Consider the following 26,662-nt stretch of genomic DNA (forward strand, 5'->3'; position numbering starts at 1 on the left):
CAGCTTGTGGAGGAAAGAAACAGGTCAAATTCGGGCTACCGGGACGGCGTATCATCGGACAACGGCAATCCTGGGTACGGCTACTCACGAACGACGTGCCGGACTCCTCGCGATCGGCTTACCAGAAAGGTCACGCCTCGGCTGTGGACCATCGGGATCGGGGGCGGGGTGAGCTCGCCCGACACGAGTGGCAGGACAGTGGCGCCCGGAGCGACCCGGCGACGCCCTGGCCGAGCGATCCTTATGCGCGCCCCGGCGGCACCTACCGCACCCCGAGCCGCCGCCGGGCCCGGCACCGCGGCGCGCCGGACCCCACCGACGACTACACGCCCTCCTGGGCCCGGGAGTCCACCGAACCGCTCCGGCCGAGCGTCTCCCCGGCATCCGCCGAGACCTCGGCATGGGTGGCGGCCTCCGATCCGGATCGCCGGGTCGGAGGCCGCCACCACCGGGCCGACCCGCCGACCGGACCGTCGACCGCGGGCACCCGGTCGCCGGGATCCCCGGGCCGTCGGATCGGCCCGGAGGTGACCTGGGACAGTACCGGTGAATACTGGCACGGTCCGGGCGCGGCGGGCGACACCGCGGCGGGCCGCGCGAGCGTCGGCGGCGACAACCCGTCCACCGACAACCCGCCCACCGACAACCCGCCCACCGACGGCTGGGCGACCGACAGCCGGAGCACCGGCAGGCGCGGGGCGCGCCGGGCCGGCGGCGAGCGGCGCCGGGACGAGACCGACCACTGGGCCGCTGCCGCCCCGACCAGCGGATGGATCGCGGCGGCACCCACCACCGGCGGGTGGTCCGACGCCCCGACCAGCGGCGGATGGATGGCCGACGCCCCCACCTCGGGCGCGTGGAGCGCGGCCGCGCCCACCACCGGTGCCGGCGCGCCGGGCGAGCCGCCCGACGACCGTTACCCGGCGTCCAGGCGCGGCCGGCGGCGCCGGTCCGACCCGGATGACGACCCTACGGCAGCACCCACCTCGGGCTGGGGGGTCAGGGCCGGCGACGAGCCCGCGCCGGGCGCTACCCGCGGCGGCCGACGGCGGCGGCCCGACCACACCGAGACCACACCGAGTTGGCTGGACCGGGCCGAGGGGTCGGGGTCCGCCGGCGGGCCGGGTGACGGTGACGGCGACGGCCGGACGTCCGCCGCAGCGGCCGGCGCGGAGCCGCGTACGTCCGGGCGTCGACGCCGCGCCGAGCCGGCCGGATGGCGGCCCGAGGATCCGCCGGGCGGCGAGGCGCTGTCCGGCGGTCGACGGCGGTCCCGGCACGCCGCCGACGAGCCGACCGAGGTCGCGGCGCCACCGCCGGAGCCGACCCCGTCGGCCGGGCCGGCGGAGACCGGGAAGTCAGGGGCGACCGCCCGGTGGATCGGGTCGTCCGGTGCGGCCGGTGGCGGGGCCGGCCGCCGTGCCCGAGGCACCGACCCCTCGCCCCGCTCCAGCGGCTCCGGCGGCACGAGCGGCCGGGCCGGCCGGCCGGTACGTGAGCCGGATGCCGAGCCCGTGCGCCGGAACCGGGACTCCGCCGGACCGGTACGCGGAAGCACCGAGGACCGCGGCGGGCGGGCCCGGCACGCCGATCCCGGCACGCCGGGCCGCGGTGATTCCGGACCGACGCCGGGGTGGCGTGATCCCGGACCGTGGGAACGGTTCGGAGACACCGGCATGCTCGACCCTGTCACCGACTCCGAACCGCCGGACACCACGGCCGGGCGCCGCCGGGACCGGTCGACCGGCAGCGAACGCTGGAGCGGCCCCGCCGACACCGGCCGCTGGGACCGTACCGACCCGAGCGGGTGGGACAGGTCCACCGATACCGGCCACTGGGACCGGTTCACCGACACCACCGAGTGGCGACACGGCGAACTCGCCGGACTCACCCGCGAGGGCGACACCGGACGGGAGAGCGCCGTCGACGGCGCATCCGGGGCGGCTGCGGGCCGGGCCGCCGAGCCGGAGACCGGAGACGCCTTCTGGTCCGGTACCAGGCTGGCCGGTGACGACCCGCGCTGGATGGGCATCCCGGACTCGGCCCCCCGCTCTCCGGCCGTCGCGTTTCCGCCGCCGGCCCGGCCCGCGACACCCGCCCGGCGGCAGGGCGATCCCCCGCCGACGCCCCGGCGACGGGCCGAAGCGGCACCGGCCAGCGGCCGTGCCGGCGTGGCGGACCGGACCGGCGTGGAGGGCCGTGCTGGTGCGGCGGGCCGTGCTGGTGCGGCGGGCCACGCCCGGAGCGCCGGCGGTGCGGGCACGAGAGCCGGGCGGCGACCGTCAGGCGCCAGTTCGCCGCCGTTGACGACCAGGACGGGCCGACCCAGTCCGCTCAGCCGGCGACTCGAAGACGATCTGCTCGATCCGCAGCCCAGCGGCCCGCTCACCGCCGTCCTCTACACCGCCGCCTGGTACGCGGTCGCCGTGCTCGGCATCTTCGTCTGGGTACTCACGCTCGACGCGAGCGTGCCGGTGGACTGCGTACCCGGCGTCTCCGGCGACTGTGAGTCGGAGCGGTCGCAGGCGATCTCCGCGCTGCTGGACGGGGTGCCACGGTTTCTCGCCGCGCTCGCGACCGGTCTGGTGGTCGCCGCCCTGGTGCGCTGGTTCAACCGCACCTGGCGTGCGGTGACGGTGGGGCTCGCGGCCGCGGTCGTCGGCGGCGGGCTCTCCACAGTCATCTTCAGCGCGATCAGCGGCCAACCGATCGGCTGAGTGCCGGCCCCGACCCGGCCCCGGCGGACCGGGAATCGCGGTGCCGCACCGGGGAGGGACACCGGGAAGGCCCCTCCCGGCACCGCGAGAATCCCATTGACACCGCGAAGATTCCCTCGTTACCGGGCAGCGGCGGACGAGTACCGGAGAGAACTCCGGGGTGCCGCCCCCGGCTGGGACGACACCCCGGAATCTGTCTTTCTCCTGCCCGGCTCGGGCAGCCCGTTACTTGCCCGGCACGACCTTCAGGTCGAACCGCGCGGTGACCTCCGGGTGCAGCTTGACCCGTACCTGGTGGCTGCCGGTCGCCTTGATGGTGCCGGGCAGTTCCAGCCGGCGCCGGTCGAGCGAGGGGCCACCGGCCGCCTTCACCGCGTTGACCACGTCGCCGGGTGTCACCGAGCCGAAGAGCCGCCCGCCGTTGCCGGCACGCGCGGTCAGGTTGACGGTGAGACCTTCGAGCTGGGCCTTGACCTCGTTGGCGTGCCCGAGGTCCCGGATCTCCCGCGCCTCGCGGGCCCGCCGGATCACCGTCACCTGCTTTTCGGCGCCCTTGGTCCAGGTGATCGCGAAGCCCTGCGGCAGCAGGTAGTTGCGGCCGTAGCCGTCCTTGACCTCGACGATGTCGCCGGGGCTGCCGAGGCCCGACACCTCCTGAGTCAGAATGATCTTCATGTCGGCGCCTCCCCTCAGCGGGCCGTGGCCGTGTAGGGCAGGAGCGCCATCTCGCGGGCGTTCTTGACCGCACGGGCGATCTGGCGCTGCTGCTGGGAGGTGACCCCGGTCACCCGCCGAGCGCGGATCTTGCCGCGGTCGGAGATGAACTTGCGCAGCAGCGCGGTGTCCTTGTAGTCGATGTAGGTGATCCCGTCCTTGTCGAGCGGGTTCACCTTCTTCTTCGGCTTGCGCAGTGCCGCAGCCTTTGCCATTGCTCTTGCTCCTGGTGTGCGATCCCGGGTGCTGTGTCTCCGCACCCGGTCAGAACGGGGGCTCGTCGTCGAAGTTTCCGCCGCCCGAACCGGACGAACGCGAGGAGGCGGGAGCCGCCGTGGCCCACGGGTCGTCGAAGTTTCCTCCGCCGCCCTGACCACCGCCACCGCCACCGCCGCCACCGGAGGCACCGAACCCGCCGCCACCGCCACCGGAGCGCGACATCTTCTGCACCTTCGCCGTGGCGTACCGCAGCGACGGGCCGATCTCGTCGACCTCCAGCTCGATGACGGTGCGCTTCTCGCCCTCGCGGGTCTCGTAGGACCGCTGCCGGAGCCGGCCCGAGACGATCACGCGAGCGCCGCGCTGCAGCGACTCGGCGACGTGCTCGGCGGCCTGGCGCCAGACGGTGCACGAGAGGAAGAGCGGCTCGCCGTCCTTCCACTCACCGGACGCCCGGTCCATGAACCGGGGCGTCGAGGCGACCCGGAACTTGGCGACCGCTGCGCCGGAGGGGGTGAAACGCAACTCGGGGTCGTCGGTCAGGTTGCCGATGACCGTGATGGTGGTATCTCCTGCCATGACCATCTCCTCGCGCACTCATCAGTCCCTGACAGGCTGCCAGAGCAGTACGACAGGGCCGATGAGGCTGATCCGGGCGTGCCGGAAACGCGTCAGCGCGTCTCCGGCCGGATGACCTTGGTGCGTAGCACGGACTCGTTGAGTCGTAGCTGCCGATCCAGCTCGGCCACCGCCGCAGGCGTCGCCTGCAGGTCGATGACGGCGTAGATCCCCTCGGCCTTCTTGTCGATCTCGAACGCGAGGCGCCGACGACCCCACACGTCGAGCTTCTCCACCGAGCCACCCGCGGTCCGGATCACGTTGAGGTACGTGTCGAGCGACGGGGCGACGGTGCGCTCCTCGAGGCTTGGATCGAGGATGACCATGATCTCGTAATGACGCAAGACGTGCTCACCTCCTCTGGGCTAGCGGCCACGGTCCTTCCGTGGCAGGAGGTCATGCGTCGTTGCCGCGCGGTCTCCGGGGGTTCCCGTCGCGCCACGGACAACCTGAGCAGAATACCCGGTCTGCCGGCGCCGGGCCTCGCCGGACCCCGGCCTCCCCGGATTCCCCGGCGCCGACGGGCCGCCGACGACGCCGACAGCGAAGGCGGGACAGCGACACCGACAGCGGCCGGGGAGCGGGAAGAAGCCTCCCGACGGCCGTACGACCGGCAGGAGGCTTCTTCGGCGCAGAGCCGCGGGGCGCATCCCGTCCGCATTCTTTGGGTGGGACCTGGGGAGGAACGACCACACCGATGAGTTGGACGGAAGGCGCCCCGCGGAGCCTATTGTATTGTCATCTTACGCGACAACGGTCTGTGTTGTGCGCTGAGCGAAAATCGCCCGAATTGCCCCTGCCGAAACTCCGACCACACAGACGGTGGCGACCAGCGCCAGCAGGGGTCCCGGCCCGGTCGGCCGGGACGGCTGGGCCGGACGTACCAGGATGGCGGAGCCCCCGCCGGGTCGGTCGGGCGGCGGAGGGTAGCTGCCCGGCGCGACGCGATGCGGCGCCTCGGCGCTCCGTGGGTCGGCCACATCGGGACCATGCGGCACCGACCCCACCTCGATCCGCCCCACCGATCCGGCGGGGAATATCCGGGCCGGTGCGACCGCGGTCGCGGGGGAGGGCGCCCCCGGCGCGGCGACGGCCACGCCGGACAGCAGCGGCGGCGTACCCGCGACGAGCGCGGCGACCGCTACGGTGGCGCGGCGGCGGCGCAGCGACAGGGCCACGGCTTCCCTCTTCCGGCACAGTTCGTGGTTCGACCCGGCCCCGGAGACCGGGCGAACGGATCTCACCTGGAGAAACGATTCACCCGCCGCCCGGTAACGCGGGCCCGGGGCGCCGGTGCGGCCACACCGACCCGCGGGACGCGGGTACGCCCGTCCCCGCCGGCACGACCCGCGCGACGTAGGCTCGCCTCCATGCGTATCGGAGCCCATGTCGACGCCACGGATCCGTTGGAGGAGGCGGCCCTCCGGAAGGCGGACGCGGTCCAGTTCTTCCTCGCCGATCCGCAGAAGGACTGGAAGACGCCGCAACCACGAACCGACGCGGACCAGTTGCGCGACTCCGAGGTGGACATCTACGTCCACGCGCCGTACATCATCAACCTCGCCACCACCAACAACCGGATCCGCATCCCGAGTCGCAAGCTCCTGCTCGGCCACGCCAGGGCCGCCGTCGCGGTCGGCGCGAAGGGCCTGATCGTGCACGGCGGGCACGTGACCGCGGGCGACGACCTCGCCACCGGCTTCGCCAACTGGCGGAAGGCGTTCGCCCAGGCCACCGAGGCCGGCGGGCACGGGCTCCCGGTGCTCGTCGAGAACACCGCCGGTGGCGACAACGCCTGCGCCCGGAGGTTCGACAACCTCGCCCGGCTCTGGGACGCCGTGGGCGAGTACGGCGTCGGCTTCTGCCTCGACACCTGCCACGCCCATGCGGGCGGGGAGGACCTGCTGGACATCGTCGACCGGGTGCTGGCGATCACCGGCCGGATCGACCTGATCCACGCCAACGGCTCCAGGGACGCCTTCAACTCCGGCCGTGACCGCCACGACAACCTGGCCAGCGGCACGATCGACCCGCAGTTGGTGGTCGCGGCGGTCCGCGCGGCCGCCGCGCCGGTCATCGTCGAAACTCCAGGCGGGGTGGTCGGCCAGGCCGCGGACATCGCCTACCTCCGCGATCACCTGGGCCGGTAGGGACGGGATCGATGTCGACGGACCAGTCGAACGCCGCCAGCGAGGCGACGTCACCGGAGACCGCCAGCGAGACGACCGTGCCGGCCACCGCACCGGGCGACATCACCGGACCGGACCAGCCCACCGGGAGTGTCGAGGACAGGGCGGAGGGCAGGGGCCCGAAGGACGAGGCCACCGAGGAGAACGCGACGGGGGAGGACAGACAGAAGGACGAGAACAGGCAGAAGGACGCGCGGGAAGACGACCCCAAGGCCGAGGACGCCGAGGCCAAGGACGCCGAGGCCAAGGACGCCGAGGCCAAGGACGCCGAGGCCAAGGACAGGGAGGCGGAAGGAAAGGAGGACGGGGGAAAGGATCCGGCGAAGGAGCCGACCGCCGACGCGGAACCGGCGAAACCGGCGGACCCGTTCGCCGCGTTCGCGCCGGCACCGGAGCTGATCCCGGGCCGGCTCCGGCGGATCGGCCGGGCGGTCGGCCGGCGGTTGGTCCACGAGTGGAGCCTGGCCGGGCTCGGCGCGCTGGCCCTGGCCGTCCTGATGACCTGGCCGACGCTCCGCTATCCGCGCCACACCCTGCCGCAGGACTACTGGGACCCGACGCTACAGGCGTGGCAGGTCGCCTGGTCCGGGCACATCCTGTTGACCAAGCCCGCCCAGCTCTGGCAGAGCAACGCCTTCTTCCCGGAGACCTGGACCTTCGCCTTCTCCGACACGCTGCTCGGGTACGCACCGGCCGGCATGATCGGCCAGGGCCCGGAGGCGGCGATTCTCCGCTACAACATCCTGTTCGTCCTCGCCCACGCGCTCGCCACCGTCGGGGCGTACGCGCTGGTGCGGCAGCTCGGCTCGGGCCGGATCGGCGCGGCGGTCGCGGGGATCAGTTTCGCGTACGCGCCCTGGCTGCTCGGTCAGGCCGGTCACCTGCACATTCTCTCCAACGGCGGCATCCCGCTCGCCCTGGCCATGCTGGCCCGGGGGCACGGCTGGTCGCTGCGGCACGGCTACCGGCCCGACCGTCGCCGCTCCGGCTGGGCCTTCGCCGGTTGGGTGGTCGCCGCCTGGCAGCTCAGCCTGGGCTTCGGCATCGGCCTCGTCTTCGCGTACGTGCTGGGCCTGATCGCGGTCGTGGTGCTGGCGAGCTGGCTGGTCCGGCGGATCCTGCGCCGGCCACGGCAGCCGTTCGGGATCCGACTGCTGCTCGCCGACTTCTGGGGCGGTGCGGTCTTCGTCGCCACCGGCGCGCTGCTGGCGATCCCCTACTTCAAGGTCGCCGACCTGCACCCCTACGCCCGGCGGACCGCCGAGGATCTGCACAACTACTCCCCGCCGCCGGGCGGCTTCCTCACCGCTCCGCCGGAGTCGCTGATCTGGGGGGACCTGCACGAGCCGGTCCGGGCCGGGCTGCCCGGGTTGCCGGAGACCACCCTGCTGCCCGGTTACGCCCTGCTGGCGCTCGCCGGTGCCGGCCTCGTCCTCTCGATCTGGACGGTACGTCAGCGCCTGCTGCTGCTCGCCGCCACCCTCGTCGCCGGGGTGCTGGCGATGGGCACCCGCTTCTTCGGCGGCACCTTCAGCTACCTCCCACTCTTCGATCACCTGCCCGGCTGGGACGGCCTGCGTACGCCGGGGCGGCTGATGCTCTGGGTCACCCTGCTGCTCGGCGTGCTCGCCGCCGGCTCGGTCGGGGCGTTCGCGGAGCGGGCCCGGCAGATCTCGGCCGCCGAACGGATACCGCCCCGGCCGGGTCCGTTCCTCCGCCTGGTCACCCTGCTGCCGGTGGCCCTGGTGCTCGCCGAGGGGCTCAACACGACTCCGCATCCGGTGGTGCCGCTGCAACCGGCGGCGATGCGGGTCGAAAACGGCCCGGTCCTGGTGCTGCCGTCCGACCAGAAGACCGACCAGCACGTGATGCTCTGGTCGACGAGCAAATTCCAGGACATCGTCAACGGCGGCAGCGGGTTCACCCCGCAGCGGTTGGCGGAGGTACGCGAGGTGACGGCGAACTTCCCCGACCAGGCGAGCATCGACTACCTGCGCACCATGGGTGTGCGTACGGTGATCGTGCTCCGGGACCGGGTGGCCGGCACTCCGCTGGAGGCCACCGTGGACCTGCCGGTCGACACCCTGGGCATCAGCCGGGAGGACGTCGGGGAGACCGTGGTCTACCGGCTCTGATCGGTCGCCGCCCCCGTCTGGACAGCCCCCGGGATCGTCGGAAGCTGTTCAGGCGCTGGCGGCGGGTGCGGGTGCCGGTGTGGGCCGGCCCCGGATCCGGCGCAGCCATCCCGCGTCCGGAGCGCCGTCGTAGACGCCGCCGTCGGGGTCGTCGGGATAGGTGCTCCGGACCGGGTCGTGCTCCGGGTGCAGGATCTCCCGGATGATCAGCACGCAGAGCACCACGACGGTGGTCAGCCGGAACGTGGCGGCGAGCACGAAGACGCCCTCCGGAAAGACCTGCTTCCCGCCGGCGACCAGCAGTTCGCCGTAGAAGGCGAGGAAGTAGCCGACCTCGGCGAGTTGCCAGGCGAGGAAGGCGCCCCAGCGCGGCCGGGCGAGCACCACCAGCGGCAGCAGCCAGAGGTTGAACTGCTGCGACCAGACCTTGCTGAAGATCAGGAAGGCCGCGACCATCAGGAAGACCAGCGCGGCCAGCCGGGGGCGGCGGCGTGCGAAGAGCGCCAGCGCACCGATGCCGAGGAAGGCGAGGGTGATCAGGGCGTACGAGAGGGTGTTCAGGGTCGGGATGTTGTCGCTGAGCCACTGGAACGGCCCCCGGTCGCCGGGACTGCCGCTGTTCCACTTGGTGTCCAGGTAGCGACCGATGTACCAGAGGGTGCCCCAGTCGATCGCCCGTTCGCTGTTGAGGTCGAAGAAGCGGCGCCAGTTTTCCGGATAGAGGATCGCCATCGGCAGGTTGACCGCCACGATGGTGGCGATCGCCGAACCGATCGTCACCAGCATCTGCCTGACCCGGGCGGTACGCAGCCCGAGCAGGAAGAGTGGCCAGAGGACGAAGAGGGGCCAGAGTTTGGCCGAGGTGGCGAGCCCGAGCAGGATTCCGGCGGCCAGGGGTTGTCGTCTCGCCCAGGCGTACATGCCGATCGCGGCGAGCCCGATGGCGAGCAGGTCCCAGTTGACGGTGGCGGTGACCAGCAGCGCGGGGGAGAGTGCGAACATCGCGGCGTCCCACGGCCGGCGGCGGCGCAGCGCCAGGATCATCGCCACGGTGGCCACCGCGAGCGCACCGAGGACCAGCGCGTTGAGGTTGTAGAACCACTGCGCCTGGTTGATCTCCGGCCGGTCCGCGCCGATGTTGTGCACCGGCAGGCCGAGCGCGCCCATGAAGTAGCCGGTGACCACCGGATACTCGACGGGGTGGTCCCGGTAGGGGACCTTGCCCTCGTGCAGCCCTTCGGCGTAGTAGAGCGCCAGCACGTCGGTGTAGCAGAACCGGGTGTACTGGACGTTGTTCTGCCAGGCGCCGTCCTGGCAGGGCGACTTCTGCACCCAGTGCAGGGCGAGGGTGAGGCAGGTCAGCGCCAGCACGATCCGGGCCGCGGTCCAGAACCGGCCGCTCGCCTGGGTGCCCCGCCGGTTGGCCCCGCTGGCATGCTCGCCCAGCGGGCCGCCGATGACCTCCGAGAACCCCCGGACGAAGCCGTCCGACCGGGACGGGTGGTCGGCGTTTTCAGGTTCGTCGATGCCAGCCGGCGACTGCGCGCTCATGAACAGGCATCCTGCCGTACCGGACGGGGTTCCGTCCCCCCGGTCCTCCGTGTCGGCGGGGGAAGTCGGAAACGCGGCCGGCGGCCGGGTCGCGGGACCCGGCCGCCGGCCGCATCGATCGAGCTGTCTCAGTTTCCGGGTACGCGGGGCGCCGCCCGACGGCTAGCCGCCACCGCCCCGGCCGTTGCCACCACCGCCGCCATCGTCCTCACCCGGCGGGATGTCGGGGTTGCCCCCGCCGGGATTACCGCCACCGGGATTGCCACCACCGGGGTTACCGGCGCCGGGGCAGAGCAGCGGGTTCGGGTTCGGGCCCTGGCAGAAGGGGTTGTCACCGCCGGGGCCGCCGTTGCCACCACCGGGCGGCGGAGGCGGCGGCTCCACCTTCTTCTTGCCGTTGCCCGCCTCCTTGTCGCCCATCTCCCGGGCGTCCGGCAGGGGAAGCGCCGGCTTGCCCTTGAGGGCGTCACTCATGAAGCGCTGCCAGATGTCGGCCGGCAGCCCGCTGCCGCCGATGTTCTTGCCGTTCTTGTCCTTGATCTCGGGCTTCTTGCTGTCCTTGCTGCCGACCCAGACCGCGGTGGCCAACTGCGGGGTGTAGCCGACCATCCAGGCGTGCGCGTTGAACTCGGTCTTGTCGTATTCCCAGGTGCCGGTCTTGCCGGCCTCTTCCCTGCCCTGCAGGTTTCCGTTGCTCACCTTCGGGATGTTCTTCAGCACCGAGGTGACCTGGTCGGCGACGTCCTTCGCGATCCGCTGCTTGGGGTCGAGCTTCGCGCCACCGATCTTCTTCCACTGGCCGGTGTCCGGGTCCTGCTGCTCGATGGTCTTGACGAAGTGGGCCTTGTTGTAGACGCCGCCGTTGGCGAGCGTGGCCAGCCCGTTGGCGTGGTCGAGCACCGTGATCGGGTACTGCCCGTACGCCACCACGTTGAAGAACGGGTCCGGGGCCAGATCCTCCGGCTTCTCCTTGGTCAGGTCGTGCCACTTCGGCGGGATGTCCTTGGTCTCCCACATCGTCCGGACGCCGGCCTGCCGGGCCATCGCCAGGACCTTCTCCGCGCCGATCTTCTCGGTGAGGTGGTAGAAGGGCACGTTGTACGACTTGATGGTTGATTCCTTCAGGGTGCAGGACTGGTCGCAGGTCTTCCGCACGTCGCGGCCCGCGTTCTGCACCTTGATCTCGGTGTCCTTCACCGTGAACGGCCGGGCGTCCCAGATCGACTCGATCGAGACGTCCTCGGCGATCCCGGCGGCCAGGGTGTAGACCTTGAAGCTCGATCCCGGCGGGTGACCGCCGCTGATGGTGCCGGCCGAGTCGGTGTTCAGGCCGGCGTAGTCGTAGTCCGCGCCGCTGTCGCCGCCGTAGTAGGCGCGTACCTCACCGTTCTTCGGGTCGACGGCGACCAGCGCGGCCATCAGGTTCTTGGGCTGGTCGTAGACCTCTGAGCCCTTCTTGCGCTGGGCCGCGGCCTCGGCCGCCTTCTGCATGTCCCAGTCGATGGTGGTGATGATCTTGTAACCCTCGTCCCGGAGCGCGTCCGAGCAGTTGGACTTCCCGTTCGCGGCCGGGCCGAGGGTGCAGAGGCCGCGTTCGGCCATCTCCAGCTTGACGTAGTTGACCACGTTGCCGGCCGGGGTCTTCACCCCGAATGCCTCGTTGGCGCTCTTGCGCGCCAGCACCTTGGGGTAGGTGAGCTTGGCCCGCTCCTCCGCCGCCAGCCAGCCCTTCTCGACCATGCCGTCGAGGACGTAGCCCCAACGCGCCTTCGCGTCCTCGGGATTCTCCGCCGGGTCGTAGCCCTTGTGCCCGGTGACCTTGTCTGCCTGCGGCTGCTTGATCACCGCGGCCAGCACCGCGCCCTCGGCGACGCTGAGCTTCGCCGAGGGCTTGCCGAAGTAGGTCTGCGCCGCGATCTCGATGCCGTACGCACCCCGGCCGAAGTAGATCGTGTTGAGGTAGTGCTGCATGATCTCGTCCTTGCTGAACTCGTCGTTCAGCTTCGAGGCGAGGATCGCCTCCTTGACCTTGCGCTGGTAGCTGTCATCCTGGAGGTTCTCGTACGCGTTGCGGGCGTACTGCTGGGTGATGGTGGAGGCACCCTGCTTGCTGCCGCCGGTGAAGTTGTTCCAGGCGGCCCGGGCGATGCCGACGTAGTCCACACCGTCGTGGCTGTAGAAGTTGCGGTCCTCGGCCGAGGCGACGGCCCGCTGCACCTCCACCGGGATCTGCTTGATCGTGACGATCTGCCGGTTTTCTTCGCCGAGCTTGGCGATGGGATCCTTCTTGTTTGCGGCGTAGATGGTGGTCGCGAGCGGCAGCGGGAGCTGGTCCGGCATCGGGACGCTTGTCGAATACCATGTCCCGGCCACCACCCCACCGCCGGTGAGCATGATCAGCACGGCGAAGCCGGCGATCAGCAGGTTCATCCGCTTGCGCTTCTTGGCCCGCTTCGCGGCCGCCGGGTCGAGGGCACCGCGACGGCCCCGCCGACCAGCCGGTCCGTCCGGATCGTCCGGCCCACCGGGGCCGGCCGGCGAGACGGGTACGACCGCCCGGCCGACCCGCGCCCGGCCGGCGGCGCCGTTCGCACCGCCGCCACTGACCGAGGCGCTTCCGCTCACCGAGGCGCTGCCGACGCTGGCCCGTCCGCTGGAGGCCCGTCCGGCGCCGTAGCCGCCGCCCGAGCCCGGTGCGTCGGGGACCGACGCGCTGCCCACCCCGGCCCGGCCACCGACGCGGGCCCGGCCCGGGCCGGCGGCGGATCCGACCGAGGCCGACCCGGAGGCGGGCGAGACGGGCGCGGCCCAGCCACCGTCCACGGAGGCCCGACCCGGCGGTGTGGCCCGGCCGGCCGAGGCCCGACCGCTGGCCCCGGCCCGGCCCGATGCCCCGCCGGCCCGGCCGCTGTTGGCGGGCCAGCCGCTCCGGTCACCGTCGGAGGAGCGGCGGGCGGCTCCCGGGTCGTCCCGGGACGGGCGCTGGTATGGATCGTCCGCTGCTCCGTGGTCGCCGTCCGCGCCCGGGTACTGGGCCCGACCGCGCGCGGAACTAGGATCGCCGTACGAGTTCATTTGTCACACCCTGCCGGTCGCGGTGATGGCCACTCGCGCCACCACCGGGTTGCCGTGAGCTGGAACACGCCCCGCCGGACGTCGACCCTGCCGAAGTCCAGATGGCGCGATATCGGAAAAAACCGGACTTATCCGGTTTGCTGAGAAGAACTCGTCCCGTCGGCGGGGGAAGCTCCCGTGGGCCGGGGGACGAGTCGCGGTCACCGGCGCGCCTCGCGCCTTCGTCTGACCGCTGGGCCCGCCGCGGCCGCGGCGGCGGCGGACCCGGTGTCGACACCGAGGCCGTCGTCACCGGAGACGCCGTCCCGGCCGAGCAGGAACTGCTCGACGAGATGGTTCCAGTCGCAGCCGCGGCACACCTCCACCACGTAGACCTGGAACTCACGCAGGGTCATCGCCAGCACCGACAGCTCCGCTCGGGTGCGCGCCTGGCCGGCGGACTGCTTGAGCTCATCGCCGTAAATGTAGTTGACGTGGGTCAGATTTTCGCGCCGGCAGACCGGACAGAGCGTCTCGGTCGGCTCGCCATGGAACCGGGCAGCGTTCTTGAGGTACGGCGAGGCGTCGCAGACCTCGTACGTCCCGACCCGACCCGAATGCACCTCACGCAGCAGCGCTCGCTTCTGTAGCGAGTAGTCGACGACCTGGCGCTGCGAACGCATGGGCAGAAGAGTACTGGGTCCGGCCGGACGAGGCGACCGCCCTTACGCACTGTGATCAACCCTCTCCGTTGAGGGGTTTGCACGGTTGCTCCGGAGGGTCTACCGTGCGATGTATCGGCCCGATACATCGAGCCGGTGAACGGGCTCCCAACGGCGGGCAGCCTCGGGAGGTCCGGGCGGGAGACAGGGAAGGGGCGCGCATGCTTGAGCTCGCCATTCTCGGCCTCCTGCAGGAGTCCCCGATGCACGGCTACGAGCTCCGCAAGGAACTCGCCGCCAAGCTCGGGGCGATCCGGGCGGCGATCAGCTACGGCTCGCTCTATCCGACCCTGCGTCGGTTGCAGGCCGCCGGCTGGATCACCGAGGCGGCCGAGACACCGGCCGGCGCGGAGGAGATACCCGCGCTGACCAGCCGTCGAGGGCGGGTCGTCTACAAAATCACCGCGGAGGGCAAGGAACGGTTCGCCGAACTGATCGCCCAGACCGGTCCAGAGAGTTACGAGGACACCGGGTTCGGTGTGCACTTCGCGTTCTTCGCGCGTACCGACCGGGCGACCCGGCTCCGGATCCTCGAGGGCCGGCGCCGCAGGGTGGAGGAGCGTCGTGAGGGCCTGCGCGACGTGTTGAGCCGGGCGGCCGAACGGCTCGACGCGTACACGCTCGAACTTCAGCGTCACGGCCTCGACGCCTGCGAGCGCGAGGTCCGCTGGCTGGAGGAGCTCATCGCCAACGAGCGCTCCGGCCGGACCCCGGATGGGTCCACCCCGGGCACCGCCCCGGGTCCGTCAGAAGAGAAGATCCCGCCTCCGCCTGGGAAGTCCAGGAACGAGTAGGAGCGGCCGTGATGAACACAAAGGAGGCAAACGCGATGGGCTCCGTCCGCGTCGCCATCGTCGGTGTGGGTAACTGCGCCTCGTCCCTGGTCCAGGGCGTCGAGTACTACCGCAACGCCGACCCGGGTGACCGCGTCCCGGGTCTCATGCACGTCACCTTCGGCGACTACCACGTCTCGGACGTGGAGTTCGTCGCGGCGTTCGACGTCGATGCCAAAAAGGTGGGCATGGACCTCGCGGAGGCGATCGTCGCCAGCGAGAACAACACCATCAAGCTCTGTGACGTGGCGCCGACCGGCGTGCTCGTGCAGCGCGGTCCGACCCTGGACGGGCTGGGCCAGTACTACCGGGAGATCGTCGAGGAGTCCGACCGCCAGGCGGCCGACGTCGTCGCGGCGCTCCGTGAGGCACGGGTCGACGTGGTGGTCTGCTACCTGCCGGTCGGCTCCGAGGAGGCCGCCAAGTTCTACGCCTCCGCCGCGATCGAGGCGGGCTGCGCCTTCGTCAACGCGCTGCCGGTCTTCATCGCCTCCGACCCGGAGTGGGCGCAGAAGTTCACCGACGCCGGGCTGCCGATCGTCGGCGACGACATCAAGAGCCAGGTCGGCGCGACCATCGTGCACCGGGCGCTGGCGAAGCTCTTCGAGGACCGGGGAGTCGAGCTGCTCCGCACCTACCAGCTCAACTTCGGCGGCAACATGGACTTCATGAACATGCTGGAGCGCAGCCGCCTGGTCTCCAAGAAGATCTCCAAGACCCAGTCGGTCACCTCCCAGATCCCGCACGAGATCAACAAGGGCGACGTGCACATCGGGCCGTCGGACCACGTGCCGTGGCTGGACGACCGCAAGTGGGCGTACATCCGGCTGGAGGGGCGTTCCTTCGGCGACGTACCGCTCAACGCCGAGCTGAAGCTCGAGGTCTGGGACTCCCCCAACTCGGCCGGCGTCATCATCGACGCGGTCCGGGCGGCGAAGATCGCCCTCGACCGGGGCATCGGCGGACCGATCCTCTCCGCGTCGAGCTACTTCATGAAGTCGCCGCCGGAGCAGTACGCCGACCACGACGCCCACCAGGCCGTCGAGGACTTCATCGCGGGCACCATCGAGCGCTGAACCCGGTGCTACGGGCAGCGGGGCCGACCGGTCTGGTGCGGTCCCGCTGCCGTCTGCCCGGGGATCAGCCCCAGGCGAGTTGGAAGGCGACCCGCGCCTCCAACTCCAGCAGCTTCCGTTTCCGGGGCAGACCGCCACCGAACCCGACGAGTTTGCCGCCGGCCCCGACGATCCGGTGACAGGGCACGATCACCGGGATCGGGTTGCGGTTGCAGGCCACCCCGACCGCCCGGGCCGCTCCCGGGTCGCCCAGGATCGTCGCCACCTCGCCGTAGGTGCGCGTCTCGCCGTACGGGATCTTCGACATCTCGGTCCAGACCGCGCGCTCGAACGTCGAGCCCCGGCGTACCGAGAGCGGCACGCCGAACTCGGTCAGCTCGCCGGCAAAATACGCCAGCAGTTGCCCGACCGCCGCCGCCAGCCCGGCCGCCTCCGGATCGGCCGCCCGGGACGGCGCGGTGACCGGCATCGCATCCTCCACCGGCCCGAAGCGCACGCCGCAGACGCCGACACCGTCGACCGCGACGGAGAGCTCCCCGATCGGGGAGTCGAGCAGACTCCAGCGCATCCACCCATTCTCCACCCCACCGACCGGGGCGGCCGCCCCGGCAGCCCCGACGACGCACCCGCACCCGGCCTCCGCACGGCCGCGCCCGTGATCGGGGAGCATCCTGCTCGCTCCCACGGGTAGAACGCTCCCCGATCACCGAAACCGGCCCGGGGCGGAGTGAGGGATGTTCAGTTAACCGGCTCACATTCTGACCGATCGGTTAGTTCCTGACCGATCGGTCAGGCAGGCTGGGGCACGGAGGTGAGCGGGATGGCACGCGGCAGGACCCGTGACGAGATCCTGGCGGTGGCGGCCGGGCAGTTCGCGCACGCCGGCTTCAAGGGCACGTCCCTGCACGACATCGCGGTCGAGGTCGGCTGCTCGAAGGCGACCCTGCTCTACCACTTCGACAGCAAGGAGGCCATCCTCCTCGCCCTGGTCGCACCCGCCGCCCAGGATCTCGCCCAGCTCGACGCCCGGCTCGGTGCGCTCGACGCCGACGCCGCCCGGGAGGCCGCCATCGACGGCTTCGTCGACCTGGTGGTGGCGTACCGGCGGGAGGTCGCGCTCATCTACCACGACCTGCCGTACCTGCTCGACCATCCCGCCTTCGCCGACCTGCAACCGGCGACCGCCCGGCTGGTCGCCGCCTTTGCCGGCCGGTCGGCAGACCCGGCGGACGAGATCGCCGCCCGGGTCCTGCTCGCCGGGATATCGGCGGTCGTCATCGACTGTCCCGACGACGACGCGGCCGAACTCCGCGCGGCGCTGGTCCGGGTGGCCCGCCGCGCGCTCCGCCCCGACACCTGAGCACGGACCACCACCACCCCTGTCCCGCCGGGGCACGGATTACGACGACCAAGGAAGCGACGGACATGGCGACACTCCTCTACCGACTAGGCCGGGCCTCGTTCCGGCGCCGCCGGCTCGTGGTGGTCCTCTGGCTCGTCCTGCTGGCCGCGCTCGGCGGGGCGGCGGTGGCGTTCATGGGCCCGACGTCGACGAACTTCACCATCCCCGGCACGGAGTCACAGCGGGCGATCGACGCGCTGAAGCAGGAGTTCCCGGAGGCGAGCGGCGCGACCGGCACCATCGTGGTCGCCGCGCCCGAGGGCCAGCAGCTCGGCACACCACAGCACCAGGCGGCAGTCGCCGAGCTGGTACGCGAGGCCGGTGCGCTGCCCGGCACGGTCGGCGCGCTCGACCCCTTCACCACCGGGGCGGTCTCCCGGGACGGCCGGTACGCGCTGGTCCAGGTCCAGTTCGCCGAGCAGGCGGACGAGGTCACCGACGAACAGCGCGAGGCGTACGAGGAGAGCGGCTCGGCGGCGACGGCGGCCGGCCTGCGGGTCGAACACGGTGGCGAGGTGATGTCCAGCGTGCCCGAGATCGGCTCCACCGAGGGCATCGGCGTCCTGGTCGCACTGGTGGTGCTGGTGGTGACGCTGGGCTCGCTGGTCGCGGCCGGGATGACCATGCTCAACGCGCTGATCGGGGTCGCCGCCGGCATGGCCGGGCTGTACGCGCTGAGCAGTACGGTCGAGCTGACCAGTACCGCACCCGTGCTCGCCCTGATGCTCGGCCTCGCGGTCGGGATCGACTACTCGCTCTTCATCACCTCCCGCTACCGGCAGAACCTGCTGGAGGAGTTGGCACCCGAGGAGGCGGCGGGCCGGGCGATCGGCACGGCCGGCTCGGCGGTGCTCTTCGCCGGGGTCACCGTGATCATCGCGCTGGCCGGACTGGCCGTGGTCGACATCCCGTTCCTGACGATCATGGGTCTGGCCGCGGCCGGGACCGTGGCGGTCGCCGTACTCGTGGCGTTGACGCTGCTGCCCGCGCTGCTCGGCTTCGCCGGGCGGCGGATCCTGCCGCGCCGGCTGCGCCGGGGCGGGCCGGCCGTGGCGTCGGCGGCCAGCACCGAGGGCTTCGGGTTCCGCTGGGCCCGCCTGGTCATCCGGCTGCGGATCCCGCTGATCCTGGTCGCGGTCCTCGGCCTCGGCGCGCTGGCGCTGCCCGCCGCGGACATGCGGGTCGCGCTGCCGGACCACGGCACCGCGCCGCACGGTACGCCGGAGCGCGAAGCCGCCGACCTGATCACCGAGGGCTTCGGGCCCGGTTTCAACAACCGCCTCGCGCTGGTGGTCTCCAGCGACTCGGCCCAGCGGACCGCCACGGTCGCCCAGGAGGTCACCGCCGCCCTCCAGGGCACCGAGAACCTGCTCGCGGTCAGCCCGCCGAACCCGAGCCGGGACGGGCTCACCATGCTGCTGGCGGTGATCCCGACGACCGGCCCGACCGATCCGGCCACCGAGACGCTGGTGCAGCGGATCCGGGACAGGGTCGAGCCGATCGACGGCACCGACGGCACCGAGGTCGCGCTGACCGGCCAGACGGCGGTCGGGATCGACGTCTCGGCGAAACTCGCCGGCGCGATGCCGTGGTACCTGCTGCTCGTGGTGGGCCTCTCGGTGCTGCTGCTGATGCTGGTCTTCCGGTCGCTGCTGGTGCCGCTCAAGGCGGCGCTCGGCTTCCTGCTCACCGTCGGCGCCACCTTCGGGCTCACCGTGCTGGTCTTCCAGCAGGGGCACCTCAGTGACCTGGTCGGGCTGGACACCCCGGGGCCGCTGGTCAGCTTCCTGCCGATCCTGCTGATCGGCATCCTCTTCGGGCTGGCGATGGACTACGAGGTCTTCCTGGTCTCCCGGATGCGGGAGGACTTCGTGCACGGCGACACCCCCACCCAGGCCACCGTCAACGGGATGGGGCACGGCGCCCGGGTGGTGACCGCCGCCGCGCTGATCATGACCTCGGTCTTCGCCGGTTTCGTCCTGCTCGACGACCCGGTGATCAAGTCGATGGGCTTCGCCCTGGCGATCGGGGTGGCGATCGACGCCTTCGTGGTGCGGATGACGATCGTGCCGGCGGTGATCTCGCTGCTCGGCCGGAGCGCCTGGTGGCTGCCGGGCTGGCTGTCGAGGCTGCTGCCGAACGTCGACATCGAGGGCGAGCGGCTGCGCCGGCACCTGGCGGACCCCGAACCGGAACGCGTCCCCGCAGGGGTCTGAGCCGCAGGCGTCTGAGCCGTCATCCGGACGAGGCAAACTTTTCCCGGTCCCCGGCGTCGTAGCAGCGGGAGGTGTGTCGTGGGCCGGGCGTCCGAGCGAGAGTTCACCGCATTCGTCCAGGAGCGGGGCGACGTACTGCTGCGCGCCGCCCAGGCGCTCACCGGTAACCGCCACGCCGCCGAGGACCTGTTGCAGAACGCGTTGGCGAAGGCGTACGCCAGGTGGCCCCGGATCCGGGGCGACGCGGAGCCGTACGTCCGGCAGATTCTCTACCACGACCAGGTGTCGGCCTGGCGGCGGCGTGGCCGGCGGGCCGAGGTGCCGCACGCCGAGGTGCCGGAGCCGGTCGGTGCCGGCGCGGAGCACGACCACGACACGGCGGTACGCCTGATGCTGCGGGACGCGCTGCAGATGCTGCCACCCCGGCAGCGGGCGGTACTCGTACTGCGCTATCTGGAGGACCAGACCGTCGAGCAGACCGCCGCCGCACTCGGTTGCCGGCCGGGGACCGTGGCCAGCCAGGCCTCCCGGGCACTGAGCAAACTCCGGGAACTCGTGCCGGAGTTCGCGGAGTTGACGGAGCGGGTGGAGGCGGTCAGATGAGCGAGCACGCGGAGCGGCTGCTGCGGGAGGCCGTACACGAGTTGGCCGGCAACCCGCAGCAGTCGCCGGACCTCGCGGCCACCGCTCTGATGCAGGGGCGGCGGATGCGGCGGCGGCGGCAGGCGGTTGCGGCGGCAGCGGCCGCCGTCGCGGTCGGTGCCATCGCGGCACCGTACGTCTGGCTGCGGCCCGACCCGGCACCACCGCCCCTCCCGATCGGCTCGGTGCCCACGGCGACCGCCTCGCCGAACCGGTCGGAGGGCTGGCGGGACGGGCCCGTGGCACTGCCGGGCGGCGCCCTGGTGCTCAGCGTCCGTTCGTCGGTGCGGGACGAGCCGACCTGGGTGTACGACCCCGCCCGCCGCCGCTTCGTCAGCATCCCGGCCGAGTACACCGGGGTCCAGGTGGCGCCGCGCGGCATGTTCGCGGCGGTACGGCACAGTGGTCGCCCGGCCGAGGTCGGGCTCTACCGGATCCGGACCGGCGACGTGCGCTGGTATCCCACCGGCAACACGGTGCTGGCCACCGAGTGGTCGTCGGACGGCAGACGACTCCTGGTCACCCTTTTCGACAAGAAGACCGGGACATATTCGATCGGGCTGCTCCCCCCGGACGGTGGGACCCTCCAGCGGCACCGGGTGAAGGCGTTCCCCCTGGCCTGCGGCACCGCCTGTCGCTTCACCTGGCTCCCGAACGGCAAGGAGGTGGCTCTGGGCGGCGTCGCTCCGGGGACCAGCCCGCCGGGGTCGCTCGGGCGCACGCGGAACGGGCCGCAGGTTTTCATGGCCGACAACGGCATCCCGACCCGGACCCTGGGCGTCGAGGGTGAGGTCGCCGGAGTGTCGGCCTGGTCGCTGGACGGCTCGCTGGTGGTGGTATCGGGCGGCAAGCCAGGGCTTCCGGGCGAGGCGCCGACCCCGCAGGGCCTGGCGCGGACGGCCCAGGCCGGCGGGGGTGCGCCCACGCGGTTCGGCACGGATCCACCCGCCCGACTCGTCCATGTGGAGACGGGAAAGGTGCTACGGGAGATGCCGACCGCCCAGGTCAGCTGGATCGGCCGCGACCGGCTGCTCTACCTGGACGACAGGGTCCGCCCCGGCCGGCTCACCGCGATACTCGTCGACACGAAGGGCACCGAGATCGAGCGGGCCGAGCTGCCCGCCGGCCTGACCGGCGACGACGAGATCGTCGTCGCGGCCAGCTGAGGATCGGTAACGATCCGGTACGCACAATGCCCGCGGAGCAGGTTCTGCCGTCCGTCACGGACCGCGAGCGGCTAGTGTCGCACGGACGTCCGGCCGTGGTGGGTGCGGTGAACCTGGCCCCGATCCGCCGCCCACCGGCCGGCGTCCGGATGCTGCGGCCGGACCGCACCGGCCGCTAGCGTGGTGGGATGGACCTCGATCCCGCGCCCCGCACCGATCCCGCGCCGCACATCGACCCGGTACTGCACAACCGGACGGCCTGGGACCGGCAGGTCGAGATGGGCAACGAATGGTCGCGTCCGGTCTCGGCGGAGACGATCGCCCGGGCGCGGACCGGTGACTGGTCCGTCGTACTGATCGGCTACGAACCGGTGGACCGGAGCTGGTTCCCGGCCGAGCTGGCGGGGGTGCGGACGCTCTGCCTGGCATCGGGCGGCGGTCAGCAGGGGCCGACCCTGGCCGCCGCCGGTGCCCGGGTCACGGTCTTCGACAACTCACCCCGGCAGCTCCAACAGGACGAGATGGTCGCCCGGCGCGACGGTCTGGAACTGCGGACGGTCCTCGGCGACATGCGCGACCTCTCCGCCTTCGCCGACTCCTCCTTCGACCTGGTCTTCAATCCGGTCTCGAACCTGTTCGTCCCCGAACTCGCCCCGGTGTGGCGGGAGTGCTTCCGGGTGTTGCGCCCGGGCGGCGCGCTGCTCTGCGGTTTCGTCAACCCCGACGTCTACCTCTTCGACCACGAGGCGTTGGAGCGGCGGGGCGAACTGGTGGTGCGGCACCGGCTGCCCTACAGCGACCTCACACACATCCCGGCGGATGAACGCGGGCGCATGCGGGGTGCGGACGTGCCGCTGGAGTACAGCCACACGCTGGCGGAGCAGATCGGTGGGCAGCTCGCCGCCGGGTTCGTCGTGGTCGGCTTCGCCGAGGCGCCACACCACTCGGACGCGACCGCCGGCTGGCTGCCCGGCTACTTCGCGACCCGGGCGGTCAAGCCCCGCACCGATCCCCCCGCACCGGCACGCTAGGCGGACGCCGCCGCCCGGCCGGGCATCACGGTCAGGGTGCCGACGCCGGACGTCAGCGCCGGCATCCTCGTCGTCGGACGGCGCGGCCACCGGTCGGGTTGCCCGGGCCGGTTACCTTACAGTCGTGGCAGCGGGGACTCTGATCTTCCTCATCATCGGCGGCGCCGGTGTCGCGGTGCTGGCGCTCGCCCTGCTCGGCACCGAGTTGGTCCACCTCGGCAACCCGGACATCGAGGGCCCGATCAGCCTGGAGGCGATCGCGGGTTTCGCCGGCGTACTCGGCTTTGCCGGAGCCGTCGCCAACGAGGCGCTCGGCGGGCACAGTCCGGCCCAGGTCGCGGCCGCGGGCGGCCTGGGCGCGCTGGCGGCGGTGCCGGCCGGCTGGCTCGCGGCCCGGATCTCCCGGGCGGCCCGCAACATGCGGACCGATGCCACCCCGACCCGCAACGACCTGGTCGGGGCACTCGGGGTGGTCGTCACCCCGATCCCGGAGGCCGGCTACGGCGAGGTGCGGGTCCGGGTGGGTGGCCATCCGGTGAAGCTCAACGCCAGATCCGAACGGCCGATCGCACTCGGCGCACAGATCTTCGTGGTCGAGGCCCTGACCGAGACCAGCGTCCTGGTCGAGGCCTACTGACCGAGACCAGCGTCCCGACCGGAGCTGACGACCGGGACCGACCCCGCCGGCCGGGCGCCACCCACCCTGCCGGTATTCACCCCCTCACACACCACCCCCACGTCGACCGCGCACGTCAAGAACACGATCCGAAATGGACGGTGTCATGCTGATCCTCGTCGCCATCGGCGGAGCAGTGCTCCTGGTCTTCATCCTCATCCTCTTCGTGCTCTCCCGGATCAAGGTCGCCGGGCCGAACGAGGCATTCATCGTGACCGGCCGCAAGGGCCGGACCACCCAGAGCGCCGACGGCAGCCGCTCCACCGACATGTCCGGGCAGAAGGTGGTGCTCGGTGCCTCGGTCTTCGTCCTGCCGGTGGTGCAGAAACTCCAGTCGCTCGACCTGTCCAGCCGGCGGATCGACGTCAGCATCAAGGGCGCGGTGAGCAAGCAGGGCATCCGGACCGAGCTGCACGGCGTCGCCATCGTCAAGGTCGGCGGCACCGAGGACGCGATCCGCGCGGCGGCACAGCGGTTCCTGCACCAGCAGGACGAGATCGACAGCTTCACCCGCGAGGTGCTCGCCGGTGCGCTCCGGTCGATCGTCGGCCGGCTCACCGTCGAGGAGGTCATCCGGGACCGGGCGGCCTTCGCCAGCGCGGTCGCCGAGGAGGCCGAGCACTCCATGACCAACCAGGGTCTGGTGCTGGACACCTTCCAGCTCCAGGACATCCTGGCCGAGGGCTCCTACCTCCAGGACCTGGGCCGGCCGGAGGCGGCCCGGGTGCTCAAGGACGCGGCCATCGCCGAGGCGCGCGCCCGGCAGGTCGCCGAGCAGGAACGGCTGCTCGCCGAGGAGAAGATCGCCGAGGCGAACCGGAACCTGGCCCTGAAGCAGGCCGGCATCCAGGCCGAGATCGACGCGGCCAAGGCCCAGTCCGCCGCCGCCGGTCCGCTCGCCCAGGCCGAGCGGGACCAGGCGATCCTCACCGAGCAGCAGAAGGTCGCGGAGCGCAACGCCGAGCTGAAGCAGCGGCAGCTCGACACCGAGGTCCGCAAGCCGGCCGACGCGGCACGATACAAGGTGGAGCAGGAGGCGGAGGCGGCCCGCAACGCGGCCGTGCTCGCCGCCGACGCCGAGCGGCAGGCCACCATCGCCGCCGCCCAGGCCGCCGCCGAGCAGTCCCGGCTGACCGGTGAGGGCGAGCGGGCCCGCCGGGCGGCACTGGCCGAGGCGAACGCGATCGAGGGTGCCAAGGAGGGCGAGGCCGAGCAGCGCCGGCGTACCGCCATCGCCGAGGCGGTCGAGCGGGAGGGCCAGGCGGACGGCGCGGCCATCCTGGCCCGGGGCCAGGCCGAGGCGGAGGCGATGTCCCGCAAGGCCGAGGCGTTCGCGGCGTACGGCGAGGCGGCCGTGCTCGACCTGCTGGTCAAGGTGCTCCCGCAGGTGGTCGAGGCGGCGAGCGCTCCGGTCGGCGCGATCGACAAGATCACGGTGATCTCGACCGACGGCGCGTCGTCGCTGACCAAGTCGGTGGCGGCAAACGTGGCCCAGGGGCTCCAGCTCGGCAGCGACCTGACCGGGGTCGACCTGACCGGGCTGCTCGCCCGGCTCGGTGCGGCCCGGAACGGCGACGACCAGGTCGTCGACGGCACGCTGACCAACGGCGGCAAGGCGGTCGAGCCGAAGAGCTGACCACCGGGAGTACGGCGGCGGCCCGGCCCTGGAGCGCAGGCTCCGGCGCCGGGCCGTCGGCGCGTCCGCCCCCGGTCCGGCAGATCCGTTGTGGTCAGCCGGACCGGGTGTAGGACGTGGTGTAGACCAGGGTCTGCTGCGTCAGCCCGGTGCCGGTGCAGGTGTAGCCGAAGGGCTCGGACGAGGCGGTGAAGTGCCGCCATGGGCCGGCCGTACCGTCGCCGACCCGCAGTCGCACCTCGGCGTCGGAGCGTACGTCGGCCAGTTCGACCCGGTCACCGGCGACCTGGTAGCGGTAGGTGACCGTGCCGCGCAGCTCCAGCACGACGTCCCGGCCCGCGTACCCGCTCCGGTAGGTCGTGCCGGTGCCGTAGTCGACGGTCCCGGTCCCGTCGGCGCCGAGCGAGAGTGCCGAGCCGGCGCCGGTGAAACTCAGCTCGCCGATCCCGGGCACGTCGACCTGCTCGGTGTGCGAGCTGACCCGCCACCGGCCCACCAGGCAGCTCCGCGCGTCGGCGGGTGCCGAGGTGCCCTCCGCCGTCGGCGATGCCGCGCCGGCGCCGGCCGGTTCGCGTCGCCCGCCGTCGGCACCGGAGCGAAGCGCCAGGACGACCCCGATCGCCACGACCAGGACGACAAGCGTCGAGCCCAACGCCACGATCGGCACCAGGAAGGAACGGCTGCCCGTTCCGCCCGGGACTGTCACGGTCACCTCCCGCCGCCGGTAGACAGTGAACGCTAATCGACGGCGGACGCCACCGGCAGCGGACGCGCGTGCCTTGACAACCCGCGGAGTGATGTAACAGAGTTTGTTACATCCACGGATGGCGAGCACGGGGAGTTCCTTCCACACGATGTCGGCGAACAGCAGACTCACCATCGGCGCGCACGCGCTGGCGTGGCTGGCCCTGGCCCAGCGGCGCGGTCGGCCGGTGCTCACCTCTGACGAGGTCGCCGCGAGCGTCCGGACCAACCCGGTGGTCATCCGGCGTCGCCTCGGCGAGCTGCATCGGGCCGGCCTGGTGGACGTGCGGCGCGGCGCGGGCGCGGGCTGGAGCCTCGCACGCCCCGCGGACCGGATCACCCTGCTCGACGTCTACACGGCCGTCGAGCACGATCCGATCTTCGCGATGCACCCGGGCGAGCCCAACCCGGAGTGCCCGGTCGGCCGGGGCATCCGCCCGGCGCTGCACGCCGTCTACGGCGACGTCGAGGCGGTGCTCCGTCGCCGACTGGCGGGCACCTCGATCGCCGCCCTACTCGACCAGATAATGCGGACGGAGCGGGAATGACCGACGGCATCCGGTATCCGGTCGTCGAACTACGGCAGTACACCCTGCACACCGGTGCCCGGGACGCGCTTGTCGACCTCTTCGACCGGGAGTTCGTCGAGCCGCAGGAGGCGGCGGGGATGGCGGTCGTCGGGCAGTTCCTGGACATCGACGACCCGGAGCGGTTCGTCTGGTTACGCGGATTTCCCGACATGCCCCGCCGGGCCGAGGCGCTGCACCGCTTCTACGGCGGTCCGGTCTGGCGACGGCACCGGGACCAGGCGAACGCGACGATGGTCGACTCCGACGACGTCCTCCTGCTCCGGCCGACGGGTGCCCGGGACGGCTTCCCGGCCGCCACCGCCGTGCGACCGCCGGTCGGGACCGCCCGGCGTCCCGCATCGTCGGTCGTGCTGGTGACGCTCTGCCACCGGAGCACGCCGGTCGACGACGCCCTCACCGGGTACCTGGACCGGGAGGTCCGGCCGGCACTCGCCGAGAGCGGCGCCGCCCCGCTGGCCCGCTTCGAGACCGAGTACGCCGACAACACCTTCCCCGCGCTCCCGGTCCGGACCGGCGAGCACGTCCTCGTCTGGTTCTCCCGCTTCGCCTGCCTCGACCACCTGCACGACCACCAGCGCCGGCTGGCCCGGTCCCGGCACTGGCAGGCGACCGTGCTGCCCGGCCTCACCGGTCTCGGCGTGACGGAGCTGCGGCAGGTGCGCCTGGCCCCGACCGCCCGCTCCGCGCTGCGCTGAGCCGCGCGGCCTGGTCGACCGCCCGGGACCGGGTGA

General features: G+C 72.1%; 24 protein-coding genes. 14 read left to right on the forward strand and 10 right to left on the reverse strand.

The genetic code is table 11. From position 1 onward, the window contains the following. The first annotated feature begins 143 nt into the window (after window positions 1-143). Window positions 144-2,717, forward strand: a complete 2,574-nt coding sequence (locus ACN27G_RS30950) for a hypothetical protein (protein WP_421496212.1) — start codon at window positions 144-146, stop codon at window positions 2,715-2,717. A 225-nt stretch (window positions 2,718-2,942) separates the two neighbouring features. Here ACN27G_RS30950 and rplI read toward each other — a convergent pair whose 3' ends face one another. The 5 genes from rplI to ACN27G_RS30975 form a co-directional block, all read right to left on the reverse strand. Continuing rightward, on the reverse strand, window positions 2,943-3,392 hold the full coding sequence (rplI, locus tag ACN27G_RS30955; RefSeq protein ID WP_421496213.1) for a 50S ribosomal protein L9: 450 nt from the start codon (window positions 3,390-3,392) through the stop codon (window positions 2,943-2,945). A 14-nt stretch (window positions 3,393-3,406) separates the two neighbouring features. Next, on the reverse strand, window positions 3,407-3,646 hold the full coding sequence (gene rpsR / locus ACN27G_RS30960; protein WP_007073789.1) for a 30S ribosomal protein S18: 240 nt from the start codon (window positions 3,644-3,646) through the stop codon (window positions 3,407-3,409). Window positions 3,647-3,695: 49 nt separating this feature from the next. Continuing rightward, window positions 3,696-4,247 carry a single-stranded DNA-binding protein gene (locus ACN27G_RS30965; protein ID WP_421496214.1) on the reverse strand — a complete coding sequence of 184 codons (552 nt, stop codon included), beginning with the start codon at window positions 4,245-4,247 and terminating at the stop codon, window positions 3,696-3,698. A gap of 74 nt (window positions 4,248-4,321) precedes the next feature. Then, complete coding sequence (rpsF, locus tag ACN27G_RS30970) at window positions 4,322-4,612, reverse strand: 30S ribosomal protein S6 (protein ID WP_101368798.1); 291 nt, start codon at window positions 4,610-4,612, stop codon at window positions 4,322-4,324. Between the two features lie 399 nt (window positions 4,613-5,011). After that, window positions 5,012-5,446 (reverse strand): hypothetical protein, encoded by a 435-nt coding sequence (locus ACN27G_RS30975; RefSeq protein WP_421496215.1) that lies wholly within the window; start codon window positions 5,444-5,446, stop codon window positions 5,012-5,014. A gap of 192 nt (window positions 5,447-5,638) precedes the next feature. On the opposite strand from ACN27G_RS30975, the gene ACN27G_RS30980 reads away from it, so the two are divergent. Both ACN27G_RS30980 and ACN27G_RS30985 read left to right on the forward strand, forming a co-directional pair. Then, window positions 5,639-6,418: a deoxyribonuclease IV gene (locus ACN27G_RS30980; protein ID WP_421496216.1), complete on the forward strand. Its 780-nt coding sequence runs from the start codon at window positions 5,639-5,641 to the stop codon at window positions 6,416-6,418. Window positions 6,419-6,429: 11 nt separating this feature from the next. After that, window positions 6,430-8,592 (forward strand): hypothetical protein, encoded by a 2,163-nt coding sequence (locus ACN27G_RS30985; RefSeq protein ID WP_421496217.1) that lies wholly within the window; start codon window positions 6,430-6,432, stop codon window positions 8,590-8,592. 48 nt (window positions 8,593-8,640) lie between these two features. Here the strand turns inward: ACN27G_RS30985 and ACN27G_RS30990 are convergent, their stop codons facing one another. The 3 genes from ACN27G_RS30990 to ACN27G_RS31000 form a co-directional block, all read right to left on the reverse strand. Beyond that, the gene (locus ACN27G_RS30990) at window positions 8,641-10,143 is read right to left on the reverse strand and encodes a glycosyltransferase family 87 protein (RefSeq protein ID WP_421496218.1); all 1,503 of its coding nucleotides are present in this window, start codon (window positions 10,141-10,143) and stop codon (window positions 8,641-8,643) included. Between the two features lie 162 nt (window positions 10,144-10,305). Continuing rightward, complete coding sequence (locus tag ACN27G_RS30995) at window positions 10,306-13,218, reverse strand: transglycosylase domain-containing protein (RefSeq protein WP_421496219.1); 2,913 nt, start codon at window positions 13,216-13,218, stop codon at window positions 10,306-10,308. A 200-nt stretch (window positions 13,219-13,418) separates the two neighbouring features. Then, window positions 13,419-13,880, reverse strand: a complete 462-nt coding sequence (locus tag ACN27G_RS31000; protein ID WP_421496220.1) for a DUF5318 domain-containing protein — start codon at window positions 13,878-13,880, stop codon at window positions 13,419-13,421. A 200-nt stretch (window positions 13,881-14,080) separates the two neighbouring features. Here ACN27G_RS31000 and ACN27G_RS31005 point away from each other — a divergent pair, with 200 nt between their 5' ends. Further along, entirely contained in the window at window positions 14,081-14,713 is a 633-nt protein-coding gene (locus tag ACN27G_RS31005; RefSeq protein ID WP_421496221.1) for a PadR family transcriptional regulator, read from the forward strand. Between the two features lie 35 nt (window positions 14,714-14,748). Then, complete coding sequence (locus ACN27G_RS31010) at window positions 14,749-15,828, forward strand: inositol-3-phosphate synthase (RefSeq protein WP_421497525.1); 1,080 nt, start codon at window positions 14,749-14,751, stop codon at window positions 15,826-15,828. Window positions 15,829-15,892: 64 nt separating this feature from the next. Here ACN27G_RS31010 and ACN27G_RS31015 read toward each other — a convergent pair whose 3' ends face one another. Beyond that, window positions 15,893-16,396, reverse strand: a complete 504-nt coding sequence (locus tag ACN27G_RS31015; protein ID WP_421496222.1) for a methylated-DNA--[protein]-cysteine S-methyltransferase — start codon at window positions 16,394-16,396, stop codon at window positions 15,893-15,895. Between the two features lie 252 nt (window positions 16,397-16,648). Between ACN27G_RS31015 and ACN27G_RS31020 the strand changes: the two genes are divergently transcribed. From ACN27G_RS31020 to ACN27G_RS31050, 7 genes are all read left to right on the forward strand, one after another. Next, complete coding sequence (locus ACN27G_RS31020) at window positions 16,649-17,188, forward strand: TetR/AcrR family transcriptional regulator (protein WP_421496223.1); 540 nt, start codon at window positions 16,649-16,651, stop codon at window positions 17,186-17,188. 65 nt (window positions 17,189-17,253) lie between these two features. Further along, window positions 17,254-19,446: an MMPL family transporter gene (locus tag ACN27G_RS31025; RefSeq protein WP_421496224.1), complete on the forward strand. Its 2,193-nt coding sequence runs from the start codon at window positions 17,254-17,256 to the stop codon at window positions 19,444-19,446. A 78-nt stretch (window positions 19,447-19,524) separates the two neighbouring features. Further along, window positions 19,525-20,049 (forward strand): SigE family RNA polymerase sigma factor, encoded by a 525-nt coding sequence (locus tag ACN27G_RS31030; RefSeq protein WP_421496225.1) that lies wholly within the window; start codon window positions 19,525-19,527, stop codon window positions 20,047-20,049. After that, window positions 20,046-21,254 (forward strand): hypothetical protein, encoded by a 1,209-nt coding sequence (locus ACN27G_RS31035; RefSeq protein WP_421496226.1) that lies wholly within the window; start codon window positions 20,046-20,048, stop codon window positions 21,252-21,254. Before ACN27G_RS31030 ends, ACN27G_RS31035 begins: the two co-directional genes overlap by 4 nt. Window positions 21,255-21,442: 188 nt before the next feature. Further along, entirely contained in the window at window positions 21,443-22,285 is an 843-nt protein-coding gene (locus tag ACN27G_RS31040) for a methyltransferase domain-containing protein (protein ID WP_421496227.1), read from the forward strand. Between the two features lie 124 nt (window positions 22,286-22,409). Beyond that, the gene (locus ACN27G_RS31045; RefSeq protein WP_421496228.1) at window positions 22,410-22,922 is read left to right on the forward strand and encodes a hypothetical protein; all 513 of its coding nucleotides are present in this window, start codon (window positions 22,410-22,412) and stop codon (window positions 22,920-22,922) included. Window positions 22,923-23,067: 145 nt separating this feature from the next. Continuing rightward, window positions 23,068-24,597: a flotillin family protein gene (locus ACN27G_RS31050; RefSeq protein WP_421496229.1), complete on the forward strand. Its 1,530-nt coding sequence runs from the start codon at window positions 23,068-23,070 to the stop codon at window positions 24,595-24,597. A 94-nt stretch (window positions 24,598-24,691) separates the two neighbouring features. Here ACN27G_RS31050 and ACN27G_RS31055 read toward each other — a convergent pair whose 3' ends face one another. Further along, on the reverse strand, window positions 24,692-25,303 hold the full coding sequence (locus tag ACN27G_RS31055) for a hypothetical protein (RefSeq protein WP_421496230.1): 612 nt from the start codon (window positions 25,301-25,303) through the stop codon (window positions 24,692-24,694). A 118-nt stretch (window positions 25,304-25,421) separates the two neighbouring features. Between ACN27G_RS31055 and ACN27G_RS31060 the strand changes: the two genes are divergently transcribed. Then, window positions 25,422-25,889: an Rrf2 family transcriptional regulator gene (locus ACN27G_RS31060; protein WP_421496231.1), complete on the forward strand. Its 468-nt coding sequence runs from the start codon at window positions 25,422-25,424 to the stop codon at window positions 25,887-25,889. Continuing rightward, entirely contained in the window at window positions 25,886-26,626 is a 741-nt protein-coding gene (locus ACN27G_RS31065) for an NIPSNAP family protein (RefSeq protein ID WP_421496232.1), read from the forward strand. Before ACN27G_RS31060 ends, ACN27G_RS31065 begins: the two co-directional genes overlap by 4 nt. Window positions 26,627-26,662: the final 36 nt, after the last annotated feature.

The organism is Plantactinospora sp. WMMB334 (assembly GCF_049179095.1).
In the GTDB taxonomy this organism is placed as follows: Bacteria; Actinomycetota; Actinomycetes; order Mycobacteriales; family Micromonosporaceae; genus Plantactinospora.

Excerpts from the sequence above, each read along its gene's own strand:
- rplI (WP_421496213.1), bottom strand. The coding sequence starts at position 3,392 with ATGAAGATCATTCTGACTCAGGAGGTGTCGGGCCTCGGCAGCCCCGGC.
- rpsR (WP_007073789.1), bottom strand. The coding sequence starts at position 3,646 with ATGGCAAAGGCTGCGGCACTGCGCAAGCCGAAGAAGAAGGTGAACCCG.
- ACN27G_RS30980 (WP_421496216.1), top strand. The coding sequence starts at position 5,639 with ATGCGTATCGGAGCCCATGTCGACGCCACGGATCCGTTGGAGGAGGCG.
- ACN27G_RS30985 (WP_421496217.1), top strand. The coding sequence starts at position 6,430 with ATGTCGACGGACCAGTCGAACGCCGCCAGCGAGGCGACGTCACCGGAG.
- ACN27G_RS30990 (WP_421496218.1), bottom strand. The coding sequence starts at position 10,143 with ATGAGCGCGCAGTCGCCGGCTGGCATCGACGAACCTGAAAACGCCGAC.
- ACN27G_RS30995 (WP_421496219.1), bottom strand. The coding sequence starts at position 13,218 with ATGAACTCGTACGGCGATCCTAGTTCCGCGCGCGGTCGGGCCCAGTAC.
- ACN27G_RS31000 (WP_421496220.1), bottom strand. The coding sequence starts at position 13,880 with ATGCGTTCGCAGCGCCAGGTCGTCGACTACTCGCTACAGAAGCGAGCG.
- ACN27G_RS31005 (WP_421496221.1), top strand. The coding sequence starts at position 14,081 with ATGCTTGAGCTCGCCATTCTCGGCCTCCTGCAGGAGTCCCCGATGCAC.
- ACN27G_RS31010 (WP_421497525.1), top strand. The coding sequence starts at position 14,749 with ATGGGCTCCGTCCGCGTCGCCATCGTCGGTGTGGGTAACTGCGCCTCG.
- ACN27G_RS31015 (WP_421496222.1), bottom strand. The coding sequence starts at position 16,396 with ATGCGCTGGAGTCTGCTCGACTCCCCGATCGGGGAGCTCTCCGTCGCG.
- ACN27G_RS31020 (WP_421496223.1), top strand. The coding sequence starts at position 16,649 with ATGGCACGCGGCAGGACCCGTGACGAGATCCTGGCGGTGGCGGCCGGG.
- ACN27G_RS31025 (WP_421496224.1), top strand. The coding sequence starts at position 17,254 with ATGGCGACACTCCTCTACCGACTAGGCCGGGCCTCGTTCCGGCGCCGC.
- ACN27G_RS31035 (WP_421496226.1), top strand. The coding sequence starts at position 20,046 with ATGAGCGAGCACGCGGAGCGGCTGCTGCGGGAGGCCGTACACGAGTTG.
- ACN27G_RS31040 (WP_421496227.1), top strand. The coding sequence starts at position 21,443 with ATGGACCTCGATCCCGCGCCCCGCACCGATCCCGCGCCGCACATCGAC.
- ACN27G_RS31050 (WP_421496229.1), top strand. The coding sequence starts at position 23,068 with ATGCTGATCCTCGTCGCCATCGGCGGAGCAGTGCTCCTGGTCTTCATC.
- ACN27G_RS31060 (WP_421496231.1), top strand. The coding sequence starts at position 25,422 with ATGGCGAGCACGGGGAGTTCCTTCCACACGATGTCGGCGAACAGCAGA.
- ACN27G_RS31065 (WP_421496232.1), top strand. The coding sequence starts at position 25,886 with ATGACCGACGGCATCCGGTATCCGGTCGTCGAACTACGGCAGTACACC.